This window comes from Paenibacillus sp. B01, from assembly GCF_009649995.1.
Classification (GTDB): domain Bacteria; phylum Bacillota; class Bacilli; order Paenibacillales; family Paenibacillaceae; genus Paenibacillus_O; species Paenibacillus_O pasadenensis.
Window position 1 is genome coordinate 1314488 of record NZ_CP045802.1, and the last position, 12636, is coordinate 1327123.

Sequence of the window (12636 nt, forward strand, 5' to 3'; positions counted from 1 at the left end):
CAAATGTGCGGCGGCGCGGGAGCAACGGGAAGGAGCCGGTTGAAGAATATGGAACGTCCGCTGTCCCTGTTGGAGCCGATGAGCATGCCGGATCCCCGCTTTCCGGTCAAGCTCGGCAAGATGAAGGCGGCCGGGAAGGGAGCGACCTTGTTTCCGGCCCATTGGCACAACCATATCGAGGTGCTGCATTTCCTCTCCGGGCACGCGCGGGTGGAGGTCAACCATGTGCCGTTCGACGCCGGCCCCGGCGATGTGATGGTGTTCAACAGCAACGACATCCATATGGGACTGCTGAGCTCGGATGCGGTGGAGTACGACATCCTCATCGCCGATCTTGCGCTGCTGCAGAGCCAGTCCCCGGACGCCGCGGAGACGAAGTACATTACGCCGATGGCGCAGAACCGCATCCTGTTCTGCAACCGGATCAGCGGCGACGCGGGCCTGGCCGCGATTCTGGACCGGCTGGCGGAGGAGTTCCGCGAGCGCCAGCCCGGCTTCGAGCTGTCGGTCAAGTCGCAGCTGTACGCCATGCTGACGCTGCTGCTGCGCGGCTATGTGGAGCTGCGCCTGAGCGAGCAGGAGTCGTCGGCCCGGCTGCGCAATCTCGCGCGGTTCGAGCCGATCTTCGACTATATCGAGACGCACTATACAGAAGACATCACAGTGGAGGAGCTGGCTGCCAGAGCTTCGCTCAGCCGCTATCATTTCAGCCGGCTGTTCCGCCAGCTGACGGGACGGACGGTGACGGACTACGTGAACCGGATCCGCATCAACAAGTCCGAGTATCTGCTGCGCAGCAGCGAAAAGACGATCGCCGAAATCGCGATGGCCGCCGGCTACAACGACTTGAGCTACTTCAGCCGCATCTTCCGGCGCTACCGGGGCTACGCTCCGTCGGAGGCGAGAAGCCGCGGCGCGGCGGAGGCGCCGGCAGACTTGGATCCGCTGGCCCGCTAGAGCCGGGGAGGATGCGGACGAGGTGTTGAAAAGGAAAAACCCCCGTACGGGGGTTTTTCTCGTTATTTGATGTAGACGCCGCCGAACGGCAGCAGCTCGCGCAGCGTGCGGCGGATGAAGCCGCCTTTGTCCAGCAGCTCGGGCAGCGCGCGGTCGAACGAGCCGGTCTGGATGAGCGCGGAGCCGGTCCCGCGCAGCTCCCACTGCACGTTCATGTGCTGAGAGGCCAGCGGATTGCCGTAGACGGAGAGCCGGATGCTCGCGGACTCGGGAAAGGCGACAAGCGCGGAGGCGTCGATGAACAGCGGCTGCTCCTCGTCGAGATCGATTCGGGCGAGGCCGCCTGCGGTCAGGATGCCGATGGAGCCGGGACCGCTGAAGCGCATGCGGGTCAGCTCCTTCGTGATCCAGGCGGTCTTGAGCTTCTGGATGCGCGGCTTCAGCGCCATGCCGTCGCTGTAGAACATCACATGCCGGAAGTCGAACAGCAGATCGCTGCCGGCCGGGATGGCGACCGTCTCCAGGCCGAATCCGGGAGGCAGGCCGAGCAGCAGCTCGCTTGGCCCGCGCAGCAGGGAGCGGATCCATTTGCGCTTGCGGTAGATGCCGCCCGCGTCCATGATGCGGTCCTCGCGGCCGCGCCCCGCTCCCCGATACGCGAGGATCGCATTTGGATGCAGCACATGCAGCGCTTCGCCGGCCTCCAGCTCGACCCGCACATAGCCTTGGGGAGGCGGCGCGGTCGTCTTCATGAAGCGGCCCCTCCGCCGCTGCGGCTCTGCGCGCGATAAGCCCGGTAGCGCCAGATGCGGACGGCCGCGATGTAGCCGAGAAACGCCGAGGAGAGGACGAGCACGGTCCAGGCGATGCCTCTCTTGATGGCGGCGCTTCGCTCCGCGGCCTGATGGAGCTCCGCCTCGAGCGCGGCATTCCGCTCCTGCAGCTGCCCGTTCTGCTCCTGGTAGGCTTCGTTCTGCCGCATCAGCTCCTGCTGGCGCTGCTCGAGCTCGGCTTGCTTCCGCGAGTAGTCCTCCTGCAGCTTCCGCTGCTGCTCCTCCAGGCGCGCGACCGATTCGCTATACTGCTTCTGCAGCTCCTCGACCTTGGCCGGAGTGTCGTAGATCTCCTTGATGTTGCTCCAGATGCCGGCGTGCGCCTGCGGCAGCGGCGCGGCCAGGACGACGATGGCGGCCGCGGCCGCCGTCAGCGCCGCGCGGCGGCATGTCCGGATGATGTCGACACGATTCCTCATGCTTCGCCTCCCCTCCTATTCCCCGGGAAATACCTGCTCTACAAGTATATCAATTGTGTACCCTTTCTGTAAGAGATTGGCGCAGCAAGTCGAATGGTCGCCTGCGGCAGAGACGCGCGCGCTGCGGGCGAGCTTGGCCGCGGATGCGGGGGGAAGCCCGGCCCTGGCCTCCGAAAACGGTCGCTGGACGAATTGTAGGAATGGGTAGATTATGGTATGGTCACAAAAAATAGACCCCGGGACGGGGGAAAAGAGGCGACTCGTTTGGCTAACAACAGCGGCATCTTTTATATCGGCGCCTATGGAGAGGCGGCGGAGCCGACCATCTACGGCTGCCGGCTCGACGAAGAGAGCGGCAGGCTGGCTGTATTCCAGCGGCTGGCCGGCGTCGAGCAGGCCTCCTTTCTGGCGGCGCATCCGAATGGAAGCATCCTGTACGCCTGCAGCGAGGTCGGCAAGACGCGCGGCAAGCCGGGCGGCTCCGTGCATGAGCTCGCGATCGACGGCGCCACCGGCGAGCTCGAGGCGCTCGGCAGCCAGCTGACGCACGGCGAGCATCCTTGCTATGTCAGCGTCTCTCCGGAGGGAGCCTCGCTCTATGCGGCCAACTACAGCGGCGGCAACGCGGCTGTGTTCCCGCTCTCGTCAGCCGGGCGGCTGGAGGAGCCGGCATCGGCCGTCATCGAGAATCCGGGCGAGCTCGGCCCGATGACGAGCCGCCAGAACAAGGCCCATGCGCACAGCATCGGACCGATTCCGGGCACGCCGTTCGTTTATGTCGCCGATCTGGGCACGGATACGGTCTACATCCACCGGCGCTCGGTCGACGGACGCTCGCTGCTGCGGACATCGGCGCTGCGCGTCGAGCCGGGCTCCGGACCGCGCCATGCGGCGGCTCGCGAAGGCTCACCCTACATGTACATCATCGGCGAGCTGGACTCCCATGTGACCGTCGCGAGGCTCGGCGAGGACGGCTCGCTGGAGCCGGTGCAGCGCCTGTCCGCCCTGCCGGAAGGCTTCGCCGGGGAAAGCTGGGCGGCCGACATCCATCTGTCGGCGGACGGCCGCTTCCTGTACGTGTCCAACCGCGGCCATGACAGCATCGCCGTGTTCGAGGCGGATGCGGCGGACGGCACGCTGCGGCTGATCCAGCATGAATCGACCGGCGGCAGCTACCCGCGGAACTTCGCGCTTTCGCCGGACGGGGGCTGGCTGCTTGCCGCCAATCAGAACAGCGGCAGCGTGAACGTGCTGCGCCGCGATCCGCAGACGGGCCTGCTGCAAGGGACGGATTCCGTTCTGAGCCTGCCCTCTCCGGTCTGCATCCGTTTCCTGTAGCCATTCATTTTCAAGTTCAACCGAAAGGAAGTCCTGTCCATGTCCGCTTCGCAAACGGCCCGGATCGGCGCGGCGCGCACCGGAACCGTCTATGCGATCCTCATCGCCATCAGCGTGGTCCATATGCTCAACGACTCGATGCAGTCGGTCATCCCCGCGCTGTTCCCGATCTTCCAGGATACGCTGCACATCAGCTACACCCAGATCGGGTGGCTGACCTTCACGCTGCAGATGACCTCCTCGGTCATGCAGCCCGTCGTCGGCCTGTTCTCGGACCGCCGGCCGTCCCCTTGGCTGCTCGTCGGAGGCATGATCATGAGCATGATCGGCATCGCCGGGCTGGCCTACGCGCCGAGCTTCGGGTGGCTCGTGTTCTTCATCCTGTTCGTCGGGCTCGGCTCGGCCGTGTTCCACCCGGAGGGCTCGCGGGTCGTCTACTTCGCGGCCGGCAGCCGCCGCGGCTTCGCCCAGTCGATCTACCAGGTCGGCGGCAACTTCGGCCAGTCGCTCGCGCCGCTCATGACGATTTTGATCTTCATCCCGCTCGGCCAGCAAGGCGCGATCTGGGGCACGCTGCTCGCCGTGGCGGGCATCCTCGTCCTGCTCAAGGTCGTGCCGTGGTACAGCCGCCAGCTGGCGGAGCACGGCAAGCCGGTCAAGAAAGCCGCCGTGCCGCGCGGCGAGCTGTCGGCTGACGCGCGCAAGCGGAAAAAGCTCGTCGCGCTGGCGCTGGCGCTGCTCATTACGCTCGTTTTCGCGCGCTCGTGGTACGGGGCGGCGATCGGCACGTTTTATCAATTCTACCTCATCCACGACTACGGCCTCACCAAGCAGGCGGCGCAGGTGCCGGTGTTCCTGTTCATGATCTTCGGCGTCGTCGGCACCTTTTTCGGCGGGATCGTCTCGGATAAAATCGGAGCGAAGCGCATGATGCTGCTGTCGCTGCTCGGAGCGGCCCCGTTCGCGCTGCTGCTGCCGCATCTGCCGCTGATCGCGATGTATCCGTTCGCCGCGCTGCTCGGCCTCGTGCTGCAGTCCGGCTTTTCCGTCAGCGTCGTGTATGCGCAGGAGCTTCTGCCGGGACGCGTCGGCATGGCTTCGGGCCTGATCACGGGACTCGCCTTCGGCATGGGCGCGCTCGGCGCCGTCGTGCTCGGCCGGCTGGGCGACCTGTACGGCTTGCAGAGCATGATGTTTTGGACCAGCGTGCTGCCGCTTGCCGGCGTGCTCGCGGTGTTCATGCCCGGCGGCGGCAAGCCGCAGAAAGCGGGCTGAGCCAAGCTTCGGCCAGACGCAAAACAAAGGACGAAGCGGAACCGATCGGTTCTGCTTCGTCCTTTTGCGTTTTGCCGCTGAACGGCTGAGGAGTGGGGGGCGTGGCCGTTTGGGTTCTAGCTTAAGAGAAGGCCTTGCCGCGGCGATCCCAGGCCAGCATCGCGCAGGCGAGCAGGAGGCCGAGCAGCGAGAACGCGGCTGCCGTCCACGGGAGCACGCTGTAGTCGTAGGCGCCGGAGGAGAGCTCGAAGCGGACGACGATCCAGCCGCCGAAAAAGGCGCCGAAGGCGTTGCCGAAGTTCAGCACGGCGTGGTTGGACGTGGAGGCGAGCGCCGGCGCGTCCTTGGCGAGCGTCATGATGCGCACCTGCAAGCCCGGCATCGAGGCGAACGAAGCCGCGCCCCATAGGAAGACGACGGCGAGCGTCGCCGCAGGCGTCGTGTCGACGAGGCCGAGCAGGGCGAGCAGCAGCGCTTGCGCCAGGAACGAGCCGATGACGGTCGGCATGAGCGCGCGGTCCGCCAGCTTGCCGCCGATCATGTTGCCGAGCGTCACGCCGCAGCCGAACAGCACGAGCACCCACGGGACGATGCCCTCGGACATGCCCGTCACGTCAGTGAGCAGCGGCTTGATGTAGCTGAACAGCGCGAACAGGCTGCAGCAGCCCATCGCGCCGGTGAGCAGCGCCAGTCCGAGCTTTGGCTGCAGCAGCGCGCGGATTTGGCGGGCCGGGCTTGTATCTTCTTCCTGCTTGACGGAAGGAATCAGCACGACCAGGCCGATCAGCGTGACGACGCCCATGACCGCGACGGCGACGAAGGACATCCGCCAGCCGAGCTCCTGGCCGATGAACGTGCCGAACGGCACTCCGAGGACGTTGGCGATCGTCAGTCCGGCCATCATGACCGAGACCGCTCCGGCCTTGCGCTGGGCGGAGACGAGGCTGGAGGCGTAGACCGCTCCGATGCCGAAAAACGTGCCGTGCGCCAGCGAGGTGAAGATGCGGGCCGCCAGCAGGATGCCGTAGGTAGGAGCGAGCGCTGCGGCGGCGTTGCCGGCGATGAAGAGCACCATGAGCAGCGAGAGCAGCAGCTTTTTGGGAAATCGTGCCGTGGCGAGCGCCAGCACCGGCGCGCCAATGCCGACGCCGAGCGCGTAGCCCGTAATCAGGTTGCCCGCCTTCGGCACGCTGACGCCGAGATCGGCCGCGACTTCGGGCAGCAGGCCCATGATGACGAATTCCGTCATGCCGATGGCGAAGGCCCCGGCCGTGAGGGAGTAGAGGGAGAGCGGGAACCGTTCCTTGCCGCCGCGAGGCAGCGAAGCATCGGCTGACTGGACATGTTGCATGGATGTGCGTCCTTCTTTCTGGATGAGTGTGGAAGCCGGATGAAGCTTGCTTTTTGATATCAGCTTCCGACAGTATAGCAGATTCCGATGCGCTGAAAAGGCCCGATCGGCCGCCGCGAAAAAAGCAAGCGCTTGCTTTTTCGCGGCGGCGGTCAGACTAAAAGCCGGGCTCATCTAATCGAGGAGCGCCGGCTTTTGAGGGTTGCGCAGGAAGTCGAACATGAGCGCGAGCTGGACGGGCGTATTGCGTCCGAGCGACAGCGGAGGAAGCTCGCTCTCGCCGAAAAAGGCGGCCTCGCTCGTCTCCACGCCTCCGCCCGCCTCGCCGCCGATAATTTCGCAAAGAATGAACAGCTTATAGATATGGCGGGCATCCGGAGGATGGTCCTGCTTGAGCCGGTCCAGCACGGCGAGCAGGCGGACCGCCCGCGTCTCGAAGCCGCTCTCCTCGCGGATTTCCTTGACGACGTTCTCCTTCGGGGACAGGCCGATCTCGGCCCAGCCGCCCGGCAGGCACCAGCGGCCGTCGGACTTCTCGCGGACGAGCAGCAGCTTGCCTTCCCGGAACACGACGCCGCGCACGTCGACCTTCGGCGTCGCGTGCCCCTCCTCGGAGGCGAAGCTCAGTTCGATGTCCGCCTCGCCCGCGCCGGTATGCTCGCTCATAATCCTTACGCTCAGCGCCCGCAGCTGCTCGAAGCGCTCCACATCGTAGACATCCTTGCCATAGGCAAGGCCGGTTTGCGCGATCGCCTGCATCTCTCTCGCCCAGGACAGCCATTTCGGCTCCATTAGCGGCCGCCTCCTTTTTCACGGACCGGCGCATCGCCGGGCCCTCGTCTCTCGGTTTATTCCAGCCGCGGAGGACAATTCCTGCCTCGTCCGACGATCCGGCGTACGAAACGACAAATGTCCATATGCGAAAGCGTTTTGCTCATGGACGAAGCAACTCGGAAAGACCGATAATGAAAAGGATGAGGGCAGCTCTTCTCTTTTGACCGAAGATGGACTTGCCCGGAATTTATCGAGGAAGGAAGATGTCCGATGAAGGCCGCGATCCATTACGACGCCGACCGCCGTTTGTTCCATCTGCAGGGAGGCGCGGTCAGCTACGTCGTTGAACTCATAGAAGGCAGCTATCCCGCTCATGTCTACTGGGGGCCGAGGCTCGCAGCAGCGTCCCCGCAGCTCGGAACGGCGTTCCGGGAACGTCCCTCGTTCTCCCCGACCTTGCTGCAGGCGCGCCCCGAGCTGACGCTCGATACGCTGCCGCAGGAATACCCGGCGCATGGCGCGGGCGACTTCCGCGCGCCGGCCTATGAGGCGCGTCTCGCCGACGGCACCTCGGTGACGGAAGCCGTCTACGAGAGCCACCGCATCCTCGGCGGCAAGCCCGCGCTGGCGGGACTGCCGGCCGTTTACGCCGAGTCGGAGGACGAGGCGCTCACGCTCGAGCTGACGCTGCGCGATGCGTACAGCGGGCTCGCCGTCATCCTTTCCTACACCGTGTTCGCGGAGCATGCCGCGGTCGCCAGGTCGGTCCGCTTCGCGAACGGCGGCAGCGAGCCGCTGGAGCTGGAGGCGGCGCTGAGCGCCAGCGTCGACTTCAAGACGTCGGACTACGACTTCCTGCATCTGGACGGACGCTGGGCGATGGAGCGGGGCATCAGCCGCTCTCCGCTGCAGCCGGGCACCCAGTCGATCGGCAGCCGCCGGGGCTCGAGCAGCCACAACCACAATCCGTTCTTCGCGCTGCTCGGCCGTCGGGCCGACGAGGAGCAGGGCGACGCGTACGGCTTCAGCCTCGTCTACAGCGGCAGCTTCCTCGGCCGCGTCGAGACGGAGCAGTACGGCATGTCGCGCGCTCAGATCGGCATCCATCCGGACGGCTTCTCCTGGCGGCTCGAGCCGGGAGCGGAGTTCCAGGCGCCGGAATGCGTGCTCGTCTACTCCGCCGAAGGACTTGGCGGCATGTCGCGGACATATCATCGGCTGTACCGCTCCCGCCTGTGCCGGGGCGAGTTCCGGGACCGCGAGCGTCCGGTGCTCGTCAACAACTGGGAGGCGACGTATTTCAACTTCACGGCCGACAAGATCGCCGCGATCGCCCGCGAGGGCGGCAAGCTCGGCATCGAGCTGTTCGTCCTCGACGACGGCTGGTTCGGCCGGCGCGACCGGGACGACAGCTCGCTCGGCGATTGGAAGGTCGACCTGAACAAGCTGCCGGAAGGGCTCGGAGATCTCGCGGAGCGCGTGCGCGCGGAAGGGCTGCAGTTCGGCCTGTGGTTCGAGCCGGAGATGGTCTCGCCCGACAGCGACCTGTACCGCCAGCATCCGGACTGGTGCCTGCATGTTCCGGGCCGCCGCCGCAGCGAAGGACGCCGGCAGCTGATCCTCGACTTCTCCCGCGAGGAAGTCGCCGATGCGATCGCCGAGCAGATCGAGAGCGTGCTGGCAAGCGCGCCGATCACCTACGTCAAATGGGACATGAACCGCAACATGACGGAGATCGGCTCCGCCGCGCTGCCGCCGGAGCGTCAGCGCGAGACGGCGCATCGCTACATGCTCGGCCTGTACCGCGTGCTGGACCGGATTACGGCCAAGTTCCCGCATGTGCTGTTCGAAAGCTGCTCCGGCGGCGGCGGCCGCTTCGATCCCGGCATGCTCTACTACATGCCGCAGACGTGGACGAGCGACAATACCGATGCCGTCAGCCGCTTGCGCATCCAGTACGGCACGAGCGTCGTCTACCCGATCAGCTCGATGGGCGCTCATATTTCCGCCGTGCCGAACCACCAGGTCGGCCGCGTGACGAGCCTCAAGATGCGCGGAGACGTGGCGATGAGCGGCAATTTCGGCTATGAGCTGGACCTGACCAAGTTCAGCGAGGAAGAAGCCGCGCTCGCGGCGGCCCAGGTCGCCTTCTACAAGGATATCCGGAGCCTGGTGCAGTTCGGCGATCTGTACCGCCTGCTGAGTCCTTTCGAAGGAGAGGACGCCGCCTGGATGATCGTCTCGCCGGACCGCCGCGAAGCGATCGCGTTCCATTTCCGCGTGCTGGCCCAGCCTAACCCGCCGATCGGCTGGCTGAAGCTGCGCGGGCTCGACCCTGCGCTCGAGTACGAGGCGGTCGAGATCGACCTGGCCAGCCCCGGCGCAGGCGAGTCCTTCCGCGTCGGCGGCGATGTCCTGATGCATGCCGGCCTCGCGCTTGCGGACCGCCCGGGCGACTTCCAAAGCCTCGTCTGGCGGCTGCGCGCCTAGGGCCGGCTCCGGGGTCCCGACTCCGGCCTCGCGGCTTCCGACGCCCAAGCTCCCGGCGTCTCGTCTCTCAGAGTCCAGGCTCCTGCCACCCGAGCCCCCGACTCCCCCGACACCTATTCCGACCTTCCCGTTTCACCGCTCCGCGCTTCGGGTAATGACCCGTATACATGGCGCGGAGGAGCGGACTTCTCCGAACCGGCAGCATGCCGGGCAAGCAGCCTTCAACCGCTGCCTGCCCCGCGGCTGTCGGTTTGTTTTTGGATGCGGCGACGGAAGGAAACAGAGGATGGACGTGGAATTATAATCCAGAACAGTTATTGATTTGTCGATTTTTGTTATGCCTAATGTCGATTGATACTGACAGACGGCGAAACGAGTCGAAACCAATCGTTCGGGAGGGGAATCGGAAATGGTCATCCAAGTGGGAAGAGGAGGCTCGGCTCATGTGCCGGATGCGGAGGCCGGAGCTCTGGCGGGGCTCGTCGCGGATCGAATGACGCGGGAGGCGCTGCCGTTCGAGCCGGCGAGGCCGGCGGCTCGGTCGCTGGCGGGCTCGGGAGGACTGCTGCTCGGCGACCGCGAGGCGGAGAGCCATCCGCTGGCGTCGCTGCAGGAGGCGCTTTGCCGGCTGCTCGGCGAAGACTTCGACATGCAGGCGAGCGACAGCTATGGCCTGCTCGAAGACGACATGCCGGCCGACCAGTCGCTGATCGTCGCCTGCAGCGACCGTTGGGAGCGGCCGCTGTCCGATCGGCAGGCAGCCGGCCTCGCCCGGTTCGTCGAGCGCGGGGGCGGGCTCGTGCTGCTCCATTGCGGAATTTCGCTCGCCTCTCATCCGCTGTTGGAGCATCTCGCGGGCGCGCGCTGCGAGGAGCATCCGGAAGGGCGCTTGCTCAGCTTCGATCCGGTCGTCGGCAAGGCGGGGGTGCATCCGGCCGTCCAGGACCTCGAGCCGTTCGAGCTGACCGACGAGCCGTACCGGTACTCGTTCCGGCCGTCGATGGACCGCGAGGTCATCCTCGAGTACGTGCTGGGCGGAGTGCGCCGTCCTGCCGCCTGGGCGCATCGGGTCGGCCGGGGCCGCGTCGTATCCATCATGCCGGGCCATAGCTCCGACTCGCTGCGGCATCCGCAGCTGCAGCGGCTGATCCGCCGCAGCTCGCTGTGGGCGGCTGGGCGGATCTGATTCGCCGGAATCGTCCGCGAAGTTCGCAAACATAGCTCCAGCGGCTTCTCCAGCCGCTGGAGCTAATTTTTTTTCAGCGCCCTTCGATTTCTCTATCACGATAAGAAAGTTCGGTGTCGATACCTATACTACTGCACGAAAGTGCAATCGACTATCGACAAAAGCGAGGGCTCATCATGGCTTCAACACCATCCGGCATCAACCGTCAAAACCAGTCTCCCTTAATCGGCAAGCTGTTCCAGCGAGGAGCGGGGCAAGCGGCCGGCGAGGCCGACCACGCCTACCTGGAGCTGCGCAAGCGAAACCAGACGGTGCTGGCCATCGTCAGCTCGAACGTCCTGCTGCTGGGCGCAATGATGATCGCCTTCAGCTCGACCTTGGAGTTCACCCTCAAGATGCTGCTGCCTACGGCCGTCGGCATGGCGCTGCTCTGGGGGGCGCATGCGCTGCGCGTGCTGGAGAGGGCGATCCCGATCGCCGTGCTCATGCTGGTCGGCTACTTGGCGGCGACGGGCATCCAGGACAGTCCCGACGATCCGCTGAACGCGCTGAGCGCCTTCTACCTGATGGCCATCGGCATCATGTACAACAGCCGGCTGTCGCTCGCCTACGGCACGCTGAGCGGGATATTCATCATTTTGTACAAATATCTGGCTTTCCCCGCGGCTGATTCGGCTGGCGAGTCCCATCTGGTCTACTTCCTGTTCTACTTCGTGCTGGCGGCGGTCACGATGATCGCCCAGTCGGAGATCGGCCGCTCGATCTTCCGGCGCGCGCTCGGCCTCCAGGAAGCGGCCCAGCAGCAGCTGCTCAAGGAGCAGGAGCGCGAGCGGATGACGCTTGAGACGGTCAAGACGTTGTCGGACAGCATGGGCCGCATCCGCGAGAACGGCCGCGAGAACGACGCCTCCTTCCAGGAAATGAACACCGCGTTCCAGGAGCTGACGTCCGGCGTCACGACCCAGGCCGAGACGATGGGAGAGATCTCCTCGCGGGTGAGCGAGTCGATGCACCAGATGGAGCGGATGATGGGCACGCTCGGCTCGATGGTCGGCCAGATCGAGGTGACGGGCGGCTCGTCCGCCGAGGGCGCGCGCATCGTCGGCGAGCTTAGCCGCACGATCGGCGAGTTCCGGGCAAGCATGGAGGAGCTGCAGGAGAGGTTCGACGGGCTGAACGAGACGATCCGGGGCATCCTGCCGTTCACGGCCTCGATCCAGGACATCGCCCGCCAAACGAACCTGCTGTCGCTCAACGCCAGCATCGAGGCGGCGCGCGCCGGCGAGCATGGAGCGGGCTTCGGCGTCGTGGCGGCCGAGATCCGCAAGCTGGCGATGACGGCCGGCGATACGGCCGACCGGATGACCGGCAGCCTCGAGGAGGCCGCCGTCCGTACGGAGCAGTCTCGCGAGGCGATGCGCGAGAACGTGCTGCGCATGGAGGAGAGCCTCGGCCATGTGGAGGCGACCAGCGCCGCGTTCGACGGCATCCGCCAGTCCGTCGAGTCGCTGCAGTCGGATGCGGCGCGGATCGGCGTGGAGATGGACGCGGTCAGCGCCTCGAGCGGAGATGTCGAGGAGCGGGTGAGCGACTTCGCCGCGGTCGTGCAGCAGTCGTCGGCGACGCTCGAGGAGCTGCTGGCTACGGTCGAGACGCTCGTCCGCCAAAACACGCAGCTGCAGTCGAGGATCGAAGAGTCCGAGGCGGCGCTTCGCCAGCTGTCGGCAGCAGGCTGACGCCTGGTGCCGTCCGCTGCCGGGCATGTCGAGCCGGCAGCGTCGATTCCATGAACGCGACAGAGGGTGTCCCGAAAGCCTTGGCTTAGGGACACCCTCTTTATAAATGGGTTAAACACAAAAAAATCTTCCTCTGGCAAGATGCAGGCATCACCCCGTCATCGGCCAAAGAGGAAGATTTTTTGTGCATCCAATCGGCCGGCGCGGACCATCCAAGGTCCAAATGTGCCTTGGATCCGGCCCGCCGGCCGGGAGCCGGACCATCCAAGGCAGGAAT

General features: G+C 65.6%; 10 protein-coding genes. 6 read left to right on the forward strand and 4 right to left on the reverse strand.

What is annotated here, in order from left to right:
• Window positions 1–48: 48 nt before the first annotated feature.
• Window positions 49–957 (forward strand): AraC family transcriptional regulator, encoded by a 909-nt coding sequence (locus GE073_RS05760; RefSeq protein ID WP_052333014.1) that lies wholly within the window; start codon window positions 49–51, stop codon window positions 955–957.
• A gap of 62 nt (window positions 958–1019) precedes the next feature.
• Here GE073_RS05760 and GE073_RS05765 read toward each other — a convergent pair whose 3' ends face one another.
• Both GE073_RS05765 and GE073_RS05770 read right to left on the reverse strand, forming a co-directional pair.
• A complete protein-coding gene (locus tag GE073_RS05765) occupies window positions 1020–1709 on the reverse strand; it encodes an AIM24 family protein (protein ID WP_153783002.1) in 690 nt (229 codons plus the stop codon).
• Entirely contained in the window at window positions 1706–2209 is a 504-nt protein-coding gene (locus GE073_RS05770; RefSeq protein WP_153783003.1) for an SH3 domain-containing protein, read from the reverse strand. The genes GE073_RS05765 and GE073_RS05770 overlap by 4 nt, the downstream gene beginning before the upstream one ends.
• Before the next feature lie 264 nt (window positions 2210–2473).
• Here GE073_RS05770 and GE073_RS05775 point away from each other — a divergent pair, with 264 nt between their 5' ends.
• Entirely contained in the window at window positions 2474–3547 is a 1074-nt protein-coding gene (locus tag GE073_RS05775) for a lactonase family protein (RefSeq protein ID WP_194843286.1), read from the forward strand.
• 39 nt (window positions 3548–3586) lie between these two features.
• Window positions 3587–4822: an MFS transporter gene (locus tag GE073_RS05780; protein WP_028597867.1), complete on the forward strand. Its 1236-nt coding sequence runs from the start codon at window positions 3587–3589 to the stop codon at window positions 4820–4822.
• Between the two features lie 121 nt (window positions 4823–4943).
• Here the strand turns inward: GE073_RS05780 and GE073_RS05785 are convergent, their stop codons facing one another.
• Together GE073_RS05785 and GE073_RS05790 are read right to left on the reverse strand one after the other, a co-directional pair.
• Window positions 4944–6173: an MFS transporter gene (locus tag GE073_RS05785; protein ID WP_153783005.1), complete on the reverse strand. Its 1230-nt coding sequence runs from the start codon at window positions 6171–6173 to the stop codon at window positions 4944–4946.
• Between the two features lie 174 nt (window positions 6174–6347).
• Window positions 6348–6965: an NUDIX hydrolase gene (locus tag GE073_RS05790; RefSeq protein WP_153783006.1), complete on the reverse strand. Its 618-nt coding sequence runs from the start codon at window positions 6963–6965 to the stop codon at window positions 6348–6350.
• A 252-nt stretch (window positions 6966–7217) separates the two neighbouring features.
• Between GE073_RS05790 and GE073_RS05795 the strand changes: the two genes are divergently transcribed.
• From GE073_RS05795 to GE073_RS05805, 3 genes are all read left to right on the forward strand, one after another.
• Window positions 7218–9437 (forward strand): alpha-galactosidase, encoded by a 2220-nt coding sequence (locus GE073_RS05795; protein WP_153783007.1) that lies wholly within the window; start codon window positions 7218–7220, stop codon window positions 9435–9437.
• A 409-nt stretch (window positions 9438–9846) separates the two neighbouring features.
• The gene (locus tag GE073_RS05800) at window positions 9847–10623 is read left to right on the forward strand and encodes a ThuA domain-containing protein (RefSeq protein WP_153783008.1); all 777 of its coding nucleotides are present in this window, start codon (window positions 9847–9849) and stop codon (window positions 10621–10623) included.
• Between the two features lie 176 nt (window positions 10624–10799).
• Window positions 10800–12359, forward strand: a complete 1560-nt coding sequence (locus tag GE073_RS05805; RefSeq protein WP_028597872.1) for a methyl-accepting chemotaxis protein — start codon at window positions 10800–10802, stop codon at window positions 12357–12359.
• Window positions 12360–12636: the final 277 nt, after the last annotated feature.